This window comes from Bradyrhizobium sp. JR3.5 (assembly GCF_054057015.1).
The window spans coordinates 4,445,803-4,464,085 of record NZ_JBSRYV010000002.1; the positions used below are offsets into that span (position 1 = coordinate 4,445,803).

The following is an 18,283-nucleotide window of genomic DNA, read 5'->3' on the forward strand; positions in this document are numbered from 1 at the left end:
GAAACGCCATGTGACGAGGAATAGCCTTGAGGCTAACGGAAACGAACCCTTCAAGGAGCGGACCATGCGCATCGGCGTGCCCAAGGAAATCAAGGTCGAGGAATATCGGGTCGGGCTGACGCCTTGCCTCGGTGCGGGAATATGTGGCGCACGGCCATGAAGTCGTGGTCCAGCGCGGCGCCGGTGACGGCATCGGTGCCGGCGATGACGTCTACACCCAGGCCGGCGCACGGATTGCCGACACCGCCGAAGAGGTGTTCTCGGTCGCCGAGATGATCGTGAAGGTGAAGGAGCCGCAGCCGTCCGAATGGATCCGGCTGCGCGAGGGCCAGATCCTCTTCACTTATCTGCATCTTGCGCCCGACGTGCCGCAGACCGCGGGGCTGATCGCCTCCGGCTGCACGGCGGTCGCCTATGAAACCGTGACCGATGCGCATGGTGGGCTGCCGCTGCTCGCGCCGATGAGCGAAGTCGCCGGCCGGCTGGCGATCGAGGCCGCGGGTGCTGCGCTGCGCAAATCCGCCGACGGCATGGGCAAGCTGCTCGGCGGCGTGCCGGGCGTTCCGCCGGCGCGCGTTGCGATCATCGGCGGCGGCGTGGTCGGCACCCATGCGGCGCGGATGGCCGCCGGCCTTGGCAGCGACGTTACCATCCTTGACCGCTCATTGCCGCGGCTCCGTGCGCTCGACGACCTTTTCCTCGGGCGTGTCCGCACCCGTTACGCCACACTGGAAGCGATCGAGCAGGAGGTATTCGCGGCGGACGTTGTGATCGGCGCGGTGCTGGTGCCCGGCGCCAGCGCGCCAAAGCTGGTGTCGCGCGCACAGCTCGCAGGCATGAAACGCCGTGCGGTGCTGGTCGACGTCGCGATCGATCAGGGCGGCTGCTTCGAGACCTCGAAGGCGACCACGCACCAGGCGCCGACCTATCTGGTCGACGACATCGTGCATTATTGCGTCGCCAACATGCCGGGCGCGGTGCCGGTTACCTCGAGCCACGCACTCAACCACGCCACCTTGCCGTTCGGCCTGGCGCTGGCGTCGAAGGGACTGCGGGCGCTGGTCGAGGATCCGCATCTGCGCGCCGGCCTCAACGTCCATCGCGGCCGCATCACCAACCGCGCGGTGGCCGAAAGCCAGCATCTGTCGGCCGTGATGCCGGAGGAAGCGCTGGCGTCGTAGGAATTTCGACGCGCATTTGTAGCCCGGATGGAGCAAAGCGAAATCCGGGGCCGATCTCTCCGCGGAGGGACTGCCCCCGGATTGCGCTTCGCTCCATCCGGGCTACGGTTCTATCGTCCGCGCGACGCGTTGAGCGTCTTGGAGAGGTCATTTTTCAACGACTCTCGGCCCGGCCACATCTGTCAGTTCTTTCAGCCGGCTCTGCATGACTTCAATGATCTGCTCGCGCTTTGCCGCGATCCGTTCGATTGGTCCGCCGATGCCTATCGCGAGCGGAGCGCGTCGCTTCGGCAGGGGAACAAGCATGCCGATTGTGTTTGCGCCCGGCGTCGTGCGGCCGCTCGACTCGGAGAAGCCGCGGCGGCGGATGCGCTCGACCTCTTCCAGAAAGGCCGCTTCGCGAACGCGCGCCGACTGGCTCGGCTCCTCAGCGTTATTGCGACGGATGATGCCGCGAATTTTGGTGTTCGGCATCTGGCTCAGCAGCACGTGTCCGAGCGCGGTGCGAACCATCGGTCGTACTTGACCGGCATTTGCAATGAACTGAAGCTGATTGCCGCCGGGGACAACGTGCAGATACCGCATCCCGGCGGCGCCGGCCTGTTGTCCAAGCATGACGGTCTCGCCGCCCGTCGCGGTCCAGAGTTCCTCCATCAGATCGGTGAGCTTTTGATCACGGAACGGAGAACGACGGATCCAATCACCGAGCAGATTGACCCGGTAGCTGGGGATGAAACGCCGGGTCCGTCGGTCGTACTCAAGGTAGTTTAATTCAACGAGGCTGCGAAGCAACACTGACGTACTCGATTGGGGCATCTCCAGCGCGGAAGCTATTTCAGTCACGGAAGCAGCCCGCTTTGTTTCCCGAAAGAACTCCAGAACTGCAAACGACCGCATGGCCGATTTGACGATGGCCGTCTTGTTCGCATTCGGCATGGCTGTCTCCGCGGCGGGGCAACGACCGCGCCTCCATCACATATGTGATGTTAGGGCAAAACTGCTTCACTTGACGACAACTTTGGCACAGATTGGCGCCAATTAGATCAAGCCGCATGGAAACGCGGAGAGCAGGGGAAGGCTGATGCCCGGACGAAGTTTGGTCGAGAAGATCTGGGACCAGCATGTCATCGCCCGCCTCAGCGAGGACACGGACCTCCTTTCTATCGACCGCCATCTGCTGCACGATCTCGGTGGCTCGCGCGGCCTGCTCGATCTCAAGAGCCGTGGCCTCAAGGTTCACAATCCCGAACTGACGTTTGCGACGCCGGATCACGCGTTGTCGACGGCGCCCGGCCGCGCCGGAACCAGCAAGATCGGACAGGAATTGCTGGCTGCGCTGCGGACCGAGACGGCGGCGAGCGGCATCACGCTGTTCGATGTCGACCAGCCCGGCCAGGGCATCGTCCACGTCATCGGACCGGAACTCGGCTTGAGCCTGCCGGGCGCGACGATCGTCTGCGGCGACAGCCACACCTGCACCCATGGCGGCCTCGGCGCGCTCGCCTTCGGCATCGGGTCGAGCGAGCTCACCCACGTGCTGGCGACACAGGCATTGATCCAGAAGCGTCCGAAGACGCTGCGCGCGCGCTTCGAGGGCAAGCTGCCGCTCGGCGTCACCGCCAAGGACATGATCCTCGCACTGATCGGGCATATCGGCGCCGCCGGCGGTACGGGTTACGCGGTCGAATATGCCGGCAGTGCGATCCGCGCGCTGCCGATCGAGGGACGGCTGACGATCTGCAATCTCTCGATCGAGCTCGGCGCCAAGATGGGCATGGTGGCGCCTGATGAGAAGACATTCGAATTCCTGCGCGGCCGTCCCTATGCGCCGCAAGGCGAGATGTGGGATCTCGCGGTCAAGGCATGGCGCGAACTGCCGAGCGATCCCGATGCGGTGTTCGACCGCGAGGTCGTGATCGATGTCGAAAAGATCATCCCGCAGGTGACCTGGGGCATCAGCCCCGAGCACGTCGTCGGCGTCGATGGCGTCATTCCCGATCCGAAGACGGTCGACGAGCCGGCGCGGCGTGCCGCGATCGAGACCGCACTCGAGTATATGGGCCTGCAGGGCGGCGCGCCGATCGCCGGCACGCCGGTCGACTGGGTGTTCATCGGCTCCTGCACCAACAGCCGGCTCAGCGATCTGCGCGCCGCGGCCGAAGTCGTGCGCGGCCGCAAGGTCGCGGCCGGGGTCCGCGCCTGGGTGGTGCCGGGCTCGGAAAACGTCAAGCGCGAGGCGGTGGCCGAAGGGCTCGACAAGATCTTCATCGATGCCGGCTTCGAATGGCGCGAGCCGGGCTGCTCGATGTGCCTGGCCGCCAATGGCGAGGTGGTGGCGCCCGGGCAGCGCTCGGTCTCGACCTCGAACCGCAACTTCGTCGGCCGGCAGGGGCCGCGCGCGCGGACGCATCTGGCGAGCCCCGCAAGTGCTGCGGCCTCGCGGCCATTGCCGGCGCGATCGCCGATGTCAGGATGATGGGACGCCAGTGATGCCAAAACCGTTCGACAAGCTCACTGCAACCGCCGCGCCGATCATGCGCGCCAATATCGATACCGATGTGATCATCCGGATCGAGCGCCTGGTCGGCAATTCGATCCGCGGCACGCTCGGCAAATGGGCGTTCGGCTCGCTGCGCTATCTGGCCGACGGCTCGGAGAATCCGGATTTCATCCTCAACCGCGAGCCCTACCGGCAGGCGGAGATCCTGGTCACGGGGCCGAATTTCGGCTGCGGTTCGTCGCGCGAGGGCGCGGTGTGGTCGCTGCAAGAGCGCGGCATCCGCGCCATCATCGGCTCCAGCTTCGGCGACATCTTCTTCGCCAACTGCTTCCAGAACGGAATTCTGCCAGTTCTCGTCGACAAGGCCGTGGTCGATCAGCTCGCCGCCGACACCGAGGCGACGCAGGGCGCGGGCAAGGTTTCGATCGACCTCGAGGCGCAAACCATCGTCTCGCCGTCGGGCGCTCGGCATTCGTTCGAGATCGATCCGCGGCGGCGCGAAGGGCTTTTGAAGGGGCTCGACGAGGTGGCGCTGACATTGCAGCGCGATGACGAGATCCACGCCTTCCAGGCTTCTGACCGCACAACGCGGCCCTGGATTCATTTTCAGAAGACACCCGCTTCAAGGACAGCCGTTTCAAGGACATCTGCATGAGCACGCAATCCAACATGGTCAAGGTCGCCGTCGTCGGCGGCGAGGGCATCGGTCCCGAGGTCACCGCGCAGTCGCGCCGTGTGCTCGAGTGGTTCGCGGCCAAACGTAACGTGCCGATGACCTTGCGCGAGGCGCAGTACGGCCTGATCCCGTATCTGGCGACCGGCAAGGTGCTGCCGGAGGACACCGCGGAGGCGATGGACGAGGCCGACGCCATCCTGTGGGGCGCAACCGGTGGACCGGAGACCACCGAAGTGCCGGCGGCGGCGCGCAAGGCCGGCAGCCTGCTGGGGCTGCGCAGCAAATACGATCTCTACGCGAACTTGAGACCGATCGTGGCGAGCCCGGCGTTGTCGGCATCCGCACCGCTCAAGCCCGAGGTGCTCGACGGCGTCGACTTCGTCATCATCCGCGAATTGACCAGCGGCATCTATTTCGGCGAGCCGCGCGGCATCGAGACATTGCCGGACGGCCAGCGCCGCGGCTTCAACACCGAGCAGTACACGACCAACCAGATCCGCCGCGTGGCGCGCTCGGCGTTCGAGCTGGCGCGGACCCGGCGCAACAAGGTCTGCTCGGTCGATAAAGCCAATGTGCTGGAGACCAGCGTGGTCTGGCGCGAGGAAGTGATCAGGCTGCACACGGAGGAATTCTCCGACGTCGAGCTGACCCATCTCTATGTCGACAACGCCGCGATGCAGATCGTGCGCGAGCCGCGGCAGTTTGACGTCATGGTGACGGGCAACATCTTCGGCGACATCCTGTCCGACTGCGCGGCGATGGCCTCGGGCTCGCTCGGCATGCTGCCGTCGGCCTCGCTCGGTCCGGTCGATCGCTTCGGCCGGCGCAAGGCGCTGTATGAACCGGTGCATGGCAGCGCGCCTGATATTGCGGGCAAGGGCATCGCCAATCCGCTCGGCTCGATCCTCAGCGTCGCGATGCTGTTGCGCCTGACGCTGAATCGCCCGGAGGATGCCGATCTGCTGGAGCAGGCGGTGCACGCCGCGCTGGCGTCCGGCGCACGCACCGCCGATATCGCCGAGGCCGGCGCGAAAAAGCTGTCGACCGTCCAGATGGGCGACGCGGTGCTCAGCGCGCTCGACAAGATTTCGGCCAAGGAGCACGCGTGATGGCGCGCCTCACCATGCCCCACCTTTCAAGGCGAACGGCGCTGACGGTGATCGCCGCTGGTGGCGCGGCGCTGGCGACCGGGCGTGCAGGGGCGCAGGCGGCGACCGGGCGCGCGATCTATCCTGTCGCAGTGCCGGTCTATCAGACGCAGTTTGGTTGCGGACCGTATCGGCTACTTCAAGGAAGCCGGGCTCGACTGCAAGCTGGTGCAGGGCGGCAGCGGCGTGAAGACCCGCGAGATCATCGCCTCGTCGCAGGGCGACATCGGGATCGGCGACGTCACCCATCCGATGCAGCTGACCAATCACGGCCGCGCCGCGCGCGTGCTGCTGCCGGTCGACACACGGTCGAACTCGGTGATGTTCATCCTGCGCAAGGACCTGAAGGACCAGGGCATCAACTCGCTGGAGGCCTTCACGCAATGGAAGCGGCCCGACGGCCGCAAGCCGATCGTCTCGGTCTCCTCGCTTGGCGGCACCAACCATGTCTGGGCGTCCTACTACATGGAAACCATGGGGCTTGACGACAAGGTGACCTGGATCGGCACCGGCAATGTCGACACCATGTTGGGATCGCTGAAGTCGAAGCAGGTCGACATCCTCGTCAGCTCGCTGTCGCTGCTCAACGAGGCGCAGCAGCAGGGCTGGGGCGAATTGGGGCTGTTCGACGGCACCGACGAGGCGATCTGGAACAAGCATATCGGCGGCAAGGTGCCGGTGACCGCGCATTTCACGTTGCAGGCCACCATCGACAAGGACCCCGCCAAGATGCAGGCCTACGTCAGCGCGCTGTGGCGCGCATCGCAATGGATCAAGACGCACAAGGCGGCGGAGGTCTACGACGCCATCGAGCCCTATGTCGGCAGCACCTCGCGCGACGCCAATCTGCTGGAGATATCAGCGATCCAGAAGGTCGCGGACTATGAGGGTATTGTCGACGCGGCGAGCTTCGCGCGCGGCGAGAAGGTCTGGTTTCGCGAGATGACCGGCATCAAGCCGCTCAAGATCGCTGATGTGGTCAACTCCACTCTCATCGACACGGCGCGAAAGGCCTATCCGGGTTGAGCGCGCTCGAGACGAGCGCAACCTTGTCGCCGCACGCCTCGGCCGACCGTCGCGTCGAGGTCAAGGGCTTGAGCAAGTCGTTCCAGCTCGCGAAGGCTACAATCGAGGCGGTTCGCGATGTCAGCTTCGACGTGCGACGCGGCGAGTTCGTCGCGCTGCTCGGGCCGTCGGGCTCCGGCAAGAGCACGGTGCTCAACATGATCGCCTCGCTGATCCGCCCGACCGGCGGCGAGATCCTGATCGACGGCAAGCGCGTCGTCCCCGGCAAGGCGACGCCAGATGTCGGCTATGTGTTCCAGCGCGACACGCTGTTCCCCTGGCGGACTGTCGCCGACAATATCGGCTACGGGCTGGAGCTATCCGGCGTGCCGGCTCCGGAACGGAAAGAGCGCATCGCGCAATGCGTCGCGCAGGCCGGGCTCAAGGGATTCGAGAGCGCCTATCCGTCGGCGCTATCGGGCGGCATGCGGCAGCGCGCGGCGTTGATGCGGACGCTGATCGTCGAGCCGCAGATCCTCCTGATGGACGAGCCGTTCGGCGCGCTCGACACCCACACCAAGATCGACATGCACGAGGTGCTGCTTCGGATCTGGGAGCGCGAGCAACAGACCGTGCTGTTCGTCACCCACGATCTCGGCGAGGCGCTGACATTGGCCGACCGCATCATCCTGTTCTCGGCGCGGCCGGGCCGTATCAAGGATATGTTCGAAGTCGACTTCGCGCGCCCGCGCGACGCGGTGAAGGTGCGCGAGACCCCGCATTATGCCGAGCTGTTCCAGCACATCTGGCACTCGCTCGGCGAGGAATTCGTCAAGGGTCGCAGCGCATGAGGCGACACGGCATGCTCAGTACGATCGGCTGGCAGGTCTTGATCTGCGCGATCGTGCTGTCGGTCTGGCAATGGGGCTATGACCTGCGCACGAAGCTGCCGTGGCTGGTGCCCGACCTGCTCGATCCGTACTTCATCTCGAAGCCGTCGATGATCTTCGACAACTTCCTGATCCAGAGCTGCCTGACCACCAAGCTCGGCGTCTTCAACGGCTGGTTCAACGGCGAGTTCGCAAAATGCCTGGCGCGCAACGAGAACAATCTCTGGGCCGCGACGGCGATCACCCTGAAGAACACCTTCTTCGGCTTCGTCACCGGCGTGGTCAGCGGCTTCGTTGCCGGGCTGATCCTCGGGCGATCCGACCGTCTCAGCGCGATCTTCCAGCCGTTCATCACCGCGGTGAATTCGATCCCGCGGATCGCGCTGGCACCGATCATCGTGCTGGCGTTCGGGATCGGCGACATGTCGAAGATCGTGACCTCCTGGATCGTGGTCGTGTTCCTGGTGTTCTTCAACACCTTCGAGGGCGCGCGCTCGATCGACGAAGGTTTCACCAACGCGGCGCGGCTGCTCGGCGCCAGCGAGTGGCAGATCACCCGCACCGTGGTGATCCCCTCGACCATGGCCTGGGTGTTCGCCTCGCTGACGCCCGCGATCTCCTTCGCGCTGATTGGCGTGATCGTCGGCGAGTTCATCGGCGCCGAGCGCGGCATCGGCCGCCTCATCATCGAGTCCGAGGCGCGAGGGGAAGCCTCGGGCATGATGGTCGCGGTCGTGGTCTTGATGCTGGTCGGCGTCGTGCTGTCGGCAATCATCTGGCGGCTGCAGGCCTATCTGCTGCGCTGGCAGCGGCAGCGCAGCGCCGAATAAGAAGCGGCCCGCGGCGACGTTTCATTTGTCGCGCGCGGGCCATTTCCAGATCTGGGATTTTCAGACCTGGGATTTTCAGACTTGGGCTGCGGTTTCCGACGGAGCTGCGGCTGCGGTCTCCGACGGCGAGGTTTCGCCGTCGAGCCAATCCTGCTCCTTGGCCAGCGCTCGCCAAGCCGCCTCCATGCGCTTGAAGCGATTGTAGGTCGGCTCGTCGTCGGCGCGCTCGGCAAGCTGCGCGCAGTTCTCCGCATTGTCGAGGAAGTGCTGCGATTGCTTCATGGAATGTCCTCCTGTTGATGGGGACATGGGCCATCAAATCGGGCTATTCAACGCGTGGAACATGAGCATTTCGCCACACAGGTGAATGTCTGTTCAGCGAGGTTCCCGACGCATTGTTCCGCATCTGCGCGTGAGCATCTGCACCAAGATCGATATAGGAACGCTATGTCGCACCCGACGTTCCTCCTCCTCATCGCCACTCGAGGAGGAGAGACGTCATGAGAAAGTATCTGTTTGCCGCGGCCATGGTGACCGCGATCGCTTCGCCCGCATTCGCCGATGAAATCGGCGTTCGTGCCGGCCCCGTCGGCGCCGGCGTCACGGTCGGCGAATCACATGAATATCGCGATCGGGATCGCGACCGCACCACCGTGATCAGGGAGCGCGAGCCGCGTCATGACCGGACCACGGTCATCAAGAAGCAGGACGAACTCGGCAATCGCAGCAAGACCGTCATTCATCACGACGACGATTGATGCCGATCAAGAGAAATGGAAGTCCGCCGCTGACCTCGTCGCGGCGGACTTTCCGTGCGCAGGTTGGCCTGCGCTGTTGCTAGGTCACCGGCGCCGGGTTGAACAGCGTGAGATCGTTGTGAATGCCCCAGCGGTCCGACCACGGCTTGGTCCGTCCGCTCGCGACGTCGAGGATCAGGCGGAACAGGTCCCAGCCGGTTTCCTCGATCGTCTTCTCGCCGGTCGCGATGCAGCCGGCGTCGAAATCGATCAGGTCCTTCCAGCGCCGCGCCAGCTCGCTGCGGGTCGCGACCTTGATGACGGGCGCCGCCGCAAGGCCATAGGGCGTGCCGCGGCCGGTGGTGAACACCTGCAAGGTCATGCCGGAGGCGAGCTGCAAGGTGCCGCAGATGAAATCGCTGGCCGGTGTCGCGGCGAACAGCATGCCCTTCTGCCGTGCCTTCTCGCCCGGCGACAGCACGCCCGCGATCGGGCCGGAGCCGGACTTGACGATCGAGCCGAGGGATTTTTCGACGATGTTGGCGAGCCCGCCCTTCTTGTTGCCCGGCGTGGTGTTGGCGCTGCGGTCGGCGCCGCCGCGGGCGAGATAGGCGTCATACCAGGCCATTTCGCGGATCAGCGCGCGGCCGACATCCTCGTTGACGGCGCGACGGGTCAGCAGCTGGATCGCGTCGCGTACCTCGGTCACTTCCGAGAACATCACGGTCGCACCTGATCGCACCAGCAGGTCGGCCGCGAAGCCGACCGCAGGGTTGGCGGTGACGCCGGAGAACGCATCGCTGCCGCCGCATTGCAGGCCGATCACGAGATCGGCGGCCGGGCAGGTCTCGCGCGTGCGGGCGTTGAGCACCTTCAGCCGCGCCTCGGCCTGGGTCATGATGGCGTCGATGATGGCGCCGAAGCCGTCAAAGGCTTCGTCCTGCATCCGCACGATAGCGTCGCTGACACCTTCCGGCACCAGCCGTTCCGGCGCGAGCTTCTCGCAGCCGAGCCCTATGACCAGGATCTCGCCGCCGAAATTCGGATTGAGCGCGAGGTTCTGCAGGGTACGGATCGGCACCACGGCGTCGGGTGCGGTAATGGCGACGCCGCAGCCATAGGCGTGGGTCAGCGGCACGACGTCGTCGACATTGGGATATTTCGGCAAGAGCTCGGCGCGGATGCGCTTGACGGCATACTCCATCGTGCCCTTGACGCATTGCACCGAGGAGGAGATGCCGAGGATGTTCTTGGTGCCGACCGAGCCGTCGGGATTGCGATAGCCTTCGAAGGTAAAGCCTTCGAGCGGCGGCAGTGCCGGCGGCACCGCGGTTGCGATCTCGAGCTGATCGAGCGCCGGCGCGTCGGGCATCCGGATGCGCGCTTCGTCGACCCATTCGCCGGCCAGGATCGGCGACAGCGCATGGCCGATCACCTCGCCATAGCGGATGATCGGCGCGCCCTCGGCGATGTCGTCCAGCGCGGTCTTGTGGCCCTGCGGCACGAAGGCGCGCAGCGTCAGGCCCGAGGGGAAGCGCGAGCCGGCAGGCAGGCCGAAATCATTCACGACGATCGCGACATTGTCGCGCGCGTTGAGCTTGATGTAGCGGGGCTGCTCCTGCGTGCCGATCGACTGGTCCATGAGGGCTCCGGAAGTTTGTAGGGCGGGTTAGCCGAAGGCGTAACCCGCCATGTTTGATGTGCGGTGCCGGTGGTGGATTACGCTGACGCTAATCCACCCTACGAGTCTCAGCCCGGGAAGGTGTAGGCCGTCTTCACCGTGGTGTAGAACTCGCGGGCATAGGCGCCCTGTTCGCGCGCGCCGTAGCTCGAGCCTTTGCGGCCGCCGAACGGCACGTGGTAATCGACGCCGGCGGTCGGCAGGTTGACCATCACCATGCCGCTCTCGCTGTTGCGCTTGTAGTGCGAGGCGTATTTCAGGCTTGACGTGCAGATGCCCGAGGCGAGGCCGAACTCGGTGTCGTTGGAGATCGCGAGCGCCTCCTCGTAGTCCTTGGCGCGGATCACGCAGGCGACCGGGCCGAAGATCTCCTCGCGGGCGATCCGCATCCGGTTGTTCGCCTCGGTGAACAGCGCCGGCTGCAGATAGAAGCCGGGCGTCTCGCGGTTCAGCAGCTCGCCGCCCCAATGCAGGCGGGCGCCCTCGTCCTGGCCGATCTTGATGTAGCGGAGGTCCTGATCGAGCTGGCTCTGGTCGACCACGGGGCCGACATGCACGCCGCTCTTCAGCGCGTCATCCACCGAAAGTCCCTTCATGCGCTCGGTCATCGCGGCGACGAAGCGGTCGTGTATCCCCGCGGTGACGATCAGGCGCGAAGACGCCGTGCAGCGCTGGCCGGTCGAGAAGTAGGCGCCGTTGACCGCGACCTCGACCGCGACCTTGACGTCGGCATCGTCGAGCACGACCAGCGGGTTCTTGCCACCCATCTCGAGCTGGAACTTCTTCATCGGATTGGAGAGCACGCAGGCCTGCGCGATCTTGCGGCCGGTCTGCACCGAGCCGGTGAAGGAGATCGCGGCGACGTCGGGATGATCGAGCAGGGTCTGGCCGACCACCGAGCCCGAGCCGACCACGAGGTTGAAGACCCCGGCCGGAATGCCGGAGCGCGCGATGATCTCGGACAGCGCATGCGCGGAGAGCCCGGCACCAGCTCGGCCGGCTTGAACACCACCGTGTTGCCGTAGCAGAGCGCGGGCGCGATCTTCCAGGCCGGGATCGCGATCGGGAAATTCCAGGGCGTGATCATGCCGATGACGCCGACCGGCTCGCGGGTGATCTCGACATCGAGACCGGGGCGCACCGACGCACCCTTCTCGCCCATCAGCCGCAGCGCCTCGCCGGCGAAGAACGCAAAGATCTGCCCGGCGCGCGCCACCTCGCCGATGCCTTCCGGCAGCGTCTTGCCTTCCTCGCGCGCCAGCAGGCGGCCGAGCTCTTCCTTGCGGGCGAGGATTTCGACGGAGATTTTGGTCAGCGCGTCAAAGCGCTCCTGCGGCGTCGAGCGCGCCCAGGCCGGGAAGGCGGCTTTCGCCGCGGCGATCGCCTTTTCGGTCTGCGCCTTGTCGGCCTTGGCGTATTCGCCGACCACATCGGCCGTGTTGGAGGGGTTGATGTCCCGCGTGATGCTTGTTCCGTCGATTCCATTCGCCGGCGATGAAGTTCTTCTGGTGAGCGGTCATGTTTCCACCTTTCTTGTTAGCGCACGAGGCAGGGACGCTTGTCGTCGAAGGTCCAGCCGGGGATCAGGAACTGCATGGCCAGCGCGTCGTCGCGGGCGCCGAGGCCATGCTGCTTGTATAGCGCGTTCGCCGCCTCGATGGCAGCGCGATCGAGCTCGATGCCGAGGCCCGGCCGATCCGGGATCGCGATCTTGCCGCCCTTGATCTGCAGCGGCTCCTTGGTCAACGCCTGGCCGTCCTGCCAGATCCAGTGGGTGTCGATCGCGGTCACCTTGCCGGGCGCGGCGGCGCCGACATGGGTGAACATCGCCAGCGAAATATCGAAATGATTGTTGGAGTGCGAGCCCCAGGTCAGGCCGTTGTCGCGGCAGGTCTGCGCCACCCGCACCGAGCCCTGCATGGTCCAGAAATGCGGATCGGCGAGCGGAATGTCGACCGCCCCGAGCCGCAACGCGTGGGAGAGCTGGCGCCAGTCGGTCGCGATCATGTTGGTCGCGGTCGGTAGCCCCGTGGCGCGGCGGAACTCGGCCATGATCTCGCGGCCGGAGAAGCCGGCCTCCGCGCCGCAGGGATCCTCGGCATAGGCGAGCACGCCATGCATGTTGCTGCACAGCCGGATCGCCTCGTCGAGCGACCAGGCGCCGTTCGGGTCGAGCGTGACGCGGGCTTTCGGAAAACGCTTGGCGATCGCCGTGACGGCCTCGATCTCCTCTTCACCCGCGAGCACACCGCCCTTGAGCTTGAAATCGGCGAAGCCGTAATGCGCCTGCGTCGCCTCGGCGAGGCGGACGATCGCCTCCGGCGTCATCGCCACCTGATGGCGCAGGTTGAACCAGTCGGGCTTGCCGGTCTCGCCGTCGACATAGGGAAGGCTGGTCTTCTTGCGGTCGCCGACGAAGAAGAGATAGCCAAGCGTCTCGACGCTCGCGCGCTGCTGGCCTTCGCCGAGCAAGGCTGCGACCGGGAGATTGAGATGCTGGCCGAGCAGATCGAGCAGCGCGGATTCCACCGCGGTGACTGCATGGATGGTGACGCGGAGGTCAAAGGTCTGCTTGCCGCGTCCGCCGGCGTCGCGGTCGGCGAAGGTCCGGCGCATCGACGCCAGGATGTTGTTGCACGCGCCGATGCTGTGGCCGACCACGAGGTCGCGGGCGTCCTCGAGCGTCTTGCGGATCTTCTCGCCGCCCGGCACCTCGCCGACGCCGGTGTGGCCGGAGTTGTCGGTGAGGACCACGAGATTGCGGGTGAAGAACGGCGCATGTGCGCCGCTCAGATTGAGGAGCATGCCGTCGCGGCCGGCGACCGGGATCACCTCCATCGCCGTGATGACGGGGGCGCCGGCAAAGCCGGTGCGGATCGTGTCTTGAATCATCTGCTCCTCCCTTGGTCGTTGGCCGTTCGGCTTATTCCGCCGCCTGCCGGGCCGCGGCCTGCGGCAGCTTAGCCACCAGCGCCGCGAGCTCGGCGATCTCCTGCTCGGTGAGATCGGTGAGCGGCGGGCGCACCGGGCCGGAATCGCGGCCGATCACCTTCATGCCGGCCTTGATGATCGACACCGCATAGCCCTTCTTGCGGTTGCGTATCGCGATCAGCGGCAGGATGAAATCCTTCAGGCCCGCATGGATGGTCTGATGATCGCGACGGCGCACTGCGGCGTAGAACTTGGTCGCGAATTCCGGCACGAAGTTGAACACCGCCGACGAATAAGTGGTCACGCCCATGTCGAGATAGGGCAACGCAAAGGTTTCCGCCGTCGGCAGGCCGCCGATATAGGTCAGGCGGTCGCCGAGCCTGGTGTAGACGCGGGTCATCAGCTCGATGTCGCCGATGCCGTCCTTGTAGCCGACGAGGTTCGGGCAGCGCTCGCAGAGGCGCGCCAGCGTGTCGGGCTGCAGGATCGCATTGTCGCGGTTGTAGACGATGACGCCGATCTTGACCGACGAACACACCGCCTCGACATGGGCGGCGAGGCCGTCCTGCTCGGCATGGGTGAGATAGGGCGGCAGCAGCAAGAGGCCGTCGGCGCCGGCCTTCTCGGCGCCAACAGCGATCTCGCGCGCGATTGCGGTGCCGTATCCGGTGCCGGCCAGCACGGGAACGCGGCCCTCGGTCTCTTCGACCGCGATCTTCACGACATGCGGAACCTCAGACGGCGTCAGCGAGAAGAACTCGCCGGTGCCGCCGGCGGCGAACAGGCCGGCGACGTCATAGCCGCACAGCCAGTCCATGTTGGCGCGATAGGTCGCCTCATCGAACGAATAGTCCGGCTTGAACGGGGTCACAGGGAAGGACAGGAGGCCGCCGCCGATCTGCCGGGCCATCTCCTGAGGGGTCATCTTGCTCATCGCGCCACTCCTTGAATGATGTTGGGATAGGGGATGCGCGAGCAGCGCGCGTCCATGACCGAATTCTTAGGGAATGCTTCGATGCGCGTCCAAGCCAAACGCGGTATCGAGCGATGCACAATCGGCATCAATCGCCGCGCAGATGCGGTGCGGCGATTTCGGTTGCGACCTCGATCAAGGACGGCAGCAACTGGTTCTCGTGATCGCGCCGCCACACCATGAACAGCTCGACCGGCACCGGCGTGCGCAGCTTCAGCGGCTTCAGCCGGACGTCGGATATCTTCAGGCTGGCGGCGGCCTCCGGCACGATCGCGACGCCGAGCCCGGCGCGCACCATGGCGAGGATCGAGTGGATCTGGCTGAGCTGCTGCACATAGCGCGGCAACACGTCGGCGCGTGTGAACAGCGACACCAGGAGATCGTGGAAGTAGCGCGCCTCATAGGGCGAATACATCACGAAGGGCTGGTCGTCGAAATCCTTGATGCTGACGGTCTCGGCTGTGGCCAGCGGATGCTTCTTCGGGATCGCGGCGAGCAGCGGCTCGGCCACGACGCGGCGACTTGCGAATTCCGGCCGCGCGATCGGCGGGCGCAGCAGCCCGGCATCGATCTGGCCGGTGGTGAGCGCCTCGAACTGATCGCCCGAGACCATCTCCTTCAGGGAAAAATCGACCTCGGGCAGGCGGGAACGGGCGGCTGCGATCAGATCGGGCAGGAAGCCATAGGCGGCCGCGGCCGTGAAGCCGATCTTGAGCGAGCCGGTCTTGCCGAGCGCGATGCGGCGGGCGACTTGCGAAGCGGATTCCGCGAGCTTGAGGATGCGCCGCGCCTCGGGCAGGAAGCTGCGTCCCGCCGGGGTCAGCCGCACCGAACGGCTGGTGCGCTCGAGTAGCGGCGCGTCGATGATGTGCTCGAGCACCTGGATCTGCCGGCTGAGCGGCGGCTGCGTCATGTTGAGCCGCGCCGCGGCGCGGCCGAAGTGCAATTCCTCGGCCACCGTAACGAAACAGCGAAGCTGGTTCAGGTCGAACATCGATGCTAGCCTGGAATGGATCGGTCGAGGATTTGTTCGTTCTAGCATCGATGCCTCCCACTGGCCAAGAAGACAAACAAGAAGACAAAGACGGCGGCCGAAGCCGCCGTTGATTGATTGGTTGTTGCTGCGGCGGTCCGGTCAGGCCGCCTTCAGCTGCACCCGCTTGATCTCGCCGACGATGAACAGATAGGCGATCGCCGCGACCAGCGCATTGGCGCCGACGAACACCAGCGCGCCGTTGAACGAGCCGGTGGCGGCGAGGATGTAGCCGATGATGATCGGCGTGGTGATCGAGGACAGATTGCCGAAGGTATTGAACAGGCCGCCGGAGACGCCGCCGGCCTCCTTCGGCGAGGTGTCGGAGACGACAGCCCAGCCGAGCGCGCCGATGCCCTTGCCGAAAAAGGCAAGCGCCATGAAGCCGACCACCAGCGCCTGGCTGTCGACGTAGTTGCAGGCGATGATCGTCATCGACAGCAGCATGCCGCCGACGATCGGGATCTTGCGCGCCATGGTCAGCGAGCCGGTGCGGCGCAGCAGATAGTCCGAGATGACGCCGCCGAGTACGCCGCCGATGAAGCCGCACAGCGCCGGCAATGTCGCGACGAAGCCGGCCTGCAGGATCGAGAGCCCGCGCTCCTTCACCAGATAGACCGGGAACCAGGTCAGGAAGAAGTAGGTCAGCGTGTTGATGCAGTACTGGCCGATATAGACGCCGAGCATCATGCGATTGGCGAGCAGCTGGCGGATATGATCCCAGCTGGGGCCGCTGTCGTGAGCCTTGCCGGACTTCGCCGCATCCATGTCGACCAGCGCGCCGCCCTGCTTGATGTAGTCGAACTCGGCCTCGTTGATTGCGGGATGGTCCTTCGGCTCATAGATCGTCTTGATCCAGGCGATGCCCATCACGATGCCGAGCCCGCCCATCACATAGAACACGTGGCGCCAGCCGTATTCGTGCGCGATCCAGCCCATCAGCGGCGCGAAGATCACGGTCGCGAAATACTGTCCAGAGTTGAAGAACGCCGATGCGGTGCCGCGCTCATTGCCGGGGAACCAGGCCGCGACGATGCGGGCATTGGCCGGGAACGATGGCGCCTCGGCGAAGCCGACCAGGAAGCGCAACCCGAACAGCAGCGCCACGGCGGCGCCCGCCGAGAGGAACCCGACCAGGCCCTGCATCGCGGTGAAGATCGACCAGACGATGATGCTGATCGCATAGACCCATTTGGAGCCGTAGCGGTCGAGCAGCCAGCCGCACGGCACCTGCGCGATCACATAGGACCAGCCGAACGCCGAGAACACGTAACCCATCGCGACGGGATCGAGATGCAGTTCCTTGGAAAGGGCAGGGCCGGCGATCGAGAGCGTGGCGCGATCGGCATAGTTCACGGTGGTGACGAGAAACAGCATCGTCACGATCAGCAGCCGGACGCGGGATCGCCGCGCGTCCGTGGCGGACACAATTGCGCTCATTCGCGCCTCCTTGAAAGATTTCCTCGGGGACTGTCCTAGAGAGATGACGACAATGGGTCCAAGCCGAAACGGGTATTGATCGATACCAATTTTGAATGGATCGGCCTGGTGCGATGCCACCTTCGCCGCCCTTGCTTCGGCTCCGAATTAATGTACAATAAGTACAGTTATTGAGGGCTCAGCGTCGCGCCCTGCCGATCAAGGTCGAATGCGCATGACCGCGTCACGTGACTACGAGGTGTTCGAGGCAGGTCGGGTGACCTTGCAGGGCGGCGCGGTGTTTCCGCAGCTTGCGCTCGCCTACAAGACCTACGGCACGCTGAACGCGGCCAAAGACAACGTCATCCTCTATCCGACCTCGTTCGCCGCGCAGCACACCGACATCGAATGGCTGGTGCAGCCGGGCGGGGCGCTCGATCCCGAGCGCTACTTCATCATCATCGCGAACCAGTTCGGCAACGGCCTATCATCCTCGCCGTCGAATTCGAGCGAGCTGCTCGGCGGCGCACCGTTTCCCGCCTTCACCTATCATGACGCCGTCGCCATCCAGCGGCGGCTGCTGGTCGAGCGGTTTGGCGTGACCAAGCTCGCGCTGGTCTACGGCTGGTCGATGGGCGGCATGCAGGCCTATCACTGGGCCGCGCGCTATCCTGACATGGTGGAGCGCGCGGCGGTGGTCTGCGGCAGCGCAAGGTGCTCGCCGTATAATCATGTCTTCCTCGAAGGTGTGAAGGCTGCGCTGACCACCGACCCGGCCTACCAGGATGGCCGCTTCGTCACCAAGCCGACGGCGGGCCTTCGCGCGATGGGGCGCGTCTACGCCGGCTGGGCGATGTCGCATGAGTTCTATCGCGAAGAAGTCTGGCGCGAGGCCGGCTTCAGCTCGTTGGAGGACTACCTCGCGGGATCGTGGGACGGTGCCTTCGCGCGGCGCGATGCAAATAATCTGCTGGCGCAGATTGCGATCTGGCAGGCCGGCGACATCAGCCGCTGCGACGAATTCGGTGGCGATTTCGACCGTGCGCTGGCCGCGATCAAGGCGCACGTGCTGCTGATGCCAGGACGTACCGACCGCTATTTCGATCCGCGCGACAACGAGGATGAATTCGGCCGCCTGGTCAATGCCCGCTCCGCGGCGCTGCACGCGATCCCCTCGATCCATGGGCACCGCGCCGGCAATCCGGTCAACAACGCCGAAGACCGTGCCTTCATCAACGCTGAAATCTCGGCGCTCTTGCAACGCTGACAGGTGAGACGA

The 18,283-nt window shown here is 65.3% G+C and carries 14 protein-coding genes and 3 pseudogenes; 9 read left to right on the plus strand and 8 right to left on the minus strand.

The annotated features are described in order from the left end of the window. The first annotated feature begins 64 nt into the window (after positions 1–64). Positions 65–1,181: pseudogene (ald, locus tag ACVWW1_RS38235) on the plus strand (alanine dehydrogenase). Positions 1,182–1,328: 147 nt separating this feature from the next. On the opposite strand, the gene ACVWW1_RS38240 reads toward ald, so the two are convergent. After that, positions 1,329–2,117 (minus strand): IclR family transcriptional regulator, encoded by a 789-nt coding sequence (locus tag ACVWW1_RS38240; RefSeq protein WP_176533260.1) that lies wholly within the window; start codon positions 2,115–2,117, stop codon positions 1,329–1,331. Positions 2,118–2,262: 145 nt separating this feature from the next. Between ACVWW1_RS38240 and leuC the strand changes: the two are divergent. The 6 genes and pseudogenes from leuC to ACVWW1_RS38270 all read left to right on the plus strand — a co-directional run bounded on the left by leuC (position 2,263) and on the right by ACVWW1_RS38270 (position 8,230). Beyond that, positions 2,263–3,671 (plus strand): annotated as a pseudogene (gene leuC / locus ACVWW1_RS38245) (3-isopropylmalate dehydratase large subunit). Beyond that, positions 3,671–4,336 carry a 3-isopropylmalate dehydratase small subunit gene (gene leuD, locus ACVWW1_RS38250; protein WP_456659443.1) on the plus strand — a complete coding sequence of 222 codons (666 nt, stop codon included), beginning with the start codon at positions 3,671–3,673 and terminating at the stop codon, positions 4,334–4,336. The pseudogene leuC and the gene leuD overlap by 1 nt, the downstream one beginning before the upstream one ends. Next, positions 4,333–5,466, plus strand: a complete 1,134-nt coding sequence (leuB, locus tag ACVWW1_RS38255; protein ID WP_456659444.1) for a 3-isopropylmalate dehydrogenase — start codon at positions 4,333–4,335, stop codon at positions 5,464–5,466. The genes leuD and leuB overlap by 4 nt, the downstream gene beginning before the upstream one ends. 153 nt (positions 5,467–5,619) lie before the next feature. After that, positions 5,620–6,531 carry an ABC transporter substrate-binding protein gene (locus ACVWW1_RS38260; RefSeq protein WP_456659445.1) on the plus strand — a complete coding sequence of 304 codons (912 nt, stop codon included), beginning with the start codon at positions 5,620–5,622 and terminating at the stop codon, positions 6,529–6,531. Further along, positions 6,528–7,361 (plus strand): ABC transporter ATP-binding protein, encoded by an 834-nt coding sequence (locus ACVWW1_RS38265; RefSeq protein ID WP_456659446.1) that lies wholly within the window; start codon positions 6,528–6,530, stop codon positions 7,359–7,361. The genes ACVWW1_RS38260 and ACVWW1_RS38265 overlap by 4 nt, the downstream gene beginning before the upstream one ends. Further along, complete coding sequence (locus tag ACVWW1_RS38270; protein ID WP_456659447.1) at positions 7,358–8,230, plus strand: ABC transporter permease; 873 nt, start codon at positions 7,358–7,360, stop codon at positions 8,228–8,230. Before ACVWW1_RS38265 ends, ACVWW1_RS38270 begins: the two co-directional genes overlap by 4 nt. A 75-nt stretch (positions 8,231–8,305) precedes the next feature. Here the strand turns inward: ACVWW1_RS38270 and ACVWW1_RS38275 are convergent, their stop codons facing one another. Continuing rightward, on the minus strand, positions 8,306–8,512 hold the full coding sequence (locus tag ACVWW1_RS38275) for a hypothetical protein (RefSeq protein ID WP_456659448.1): 207 nt from the start codon (positions 8,510–8,512) through the stop codon (positions 8,306–8,308). Positions 8,513–8,730: 218 nt separating this feature from the next. On the opposite strand from ACVWW1_RS38275, the gene ACVWW1_RS38280 reads away from it, so the two are divergent. Then, entirely contained in the window at positions 8,731–8,988 is a 258-nt protein-coding gene (locus tag ACVWW1_RS38280; RefSeq protein ID WP_097673301.1) for a hypothetical protein, read from the plus strand. A gap of 79 nt (positions 8,989–9,067) precedes the next feature. On the opposite strand, the gene garD is transcribed toward ACVWW1_RS38280, so the two are convergent. From garD to ACVWW1_RS38310, 6 genes and pseudogenes are all read right to left on the minus strand, one after another. Continuing rightward, a complete protein-coding gene (garD, locus tag ACVWW1_RS38285) occupies positions 9,068–10,609 on the minus strand; it encodes a galactarate dehydratase (RefSeq protein WP_456659449.1) in 1,542 nt (513 codons plus the stop codon). Positions 10,610–10,716: 107 nt separating this feature from the next. Beyond that, positions 10,717–12,168: pseudogene (locus tag ACVWW1_RS38290) on the minus strand (aldehyde dehydrogenase family protein). A gap of 16 nt (positions 12,169–12,184) precedes the next feature. Next, positions 12,185–13,540, minus strand: a complete 1,356-nt coding sequence (gene gudD, locus ACVWW1_RS38295; protein ID WP_456659450.1) for a glucarate dehydratase — start codon at positions 13,538–13,540, stop codon at positions 12,185–12,187. 31 nt (positions 13,541–13,571) lie between these two features. After that, positions 13,572–14,513 (minus strand): 5-dehydro-4-deoxyglucarate dehydratase, encoded by a 942-nt coding sequence (kdgD, locus tag ACVWW1_RS38300; RefSeq protein ID WP_456659451.1) that lies wholly within the window; start codon positions 14,511–14,513, stop codon positions 13,572–13,574. Positions 14,514–14,640: 127 nt separating this feature from the next. Then, positions 14,641–15,546 (minus strand): LysR substrate-binding domain-containing protein, encoded by a 906-nt coding sequence (locus ACVWW1_RS38305; protein WP_456659452.1) that lies wholly within the window; start codon positions 15,544–15,546, stop codon positions 14,641–14,643. 141 nt (positions 15,547–15,687) lie between these two features. Next, positions 15,688–17,025 (minus strand): MFS transporter, encoded by a 1,338-nt coding sequence (locus tag ACVWW1_RS38310; RefSeq protein WP_456659453.1) that lies wholly within the window; start codon positions 17,023–17,025, stop codon positions 15,688–15,690. A gap of 214 nt (positions 17,026–17,239) precedes the next feature. Between ACVWW1_RS38310 and ACVWW1_RS38315 the strand changes: the two genes are divergently transcribed. Beyond that, the gene (locus tag ACVWW1_RS38315; protein WP_456659454.1) at positions 17,240–18,271 is read left to right on the plus strand and encodes an alpha/beta fold hydrolase; all 1,032 of its coding nucleotides are present in this window, start codon (positions 17,240–17,242) and stop codon (positions 18,269–18,271) included. Positions 18,272–18,283 lie beyond the last annotated feature (12 nt).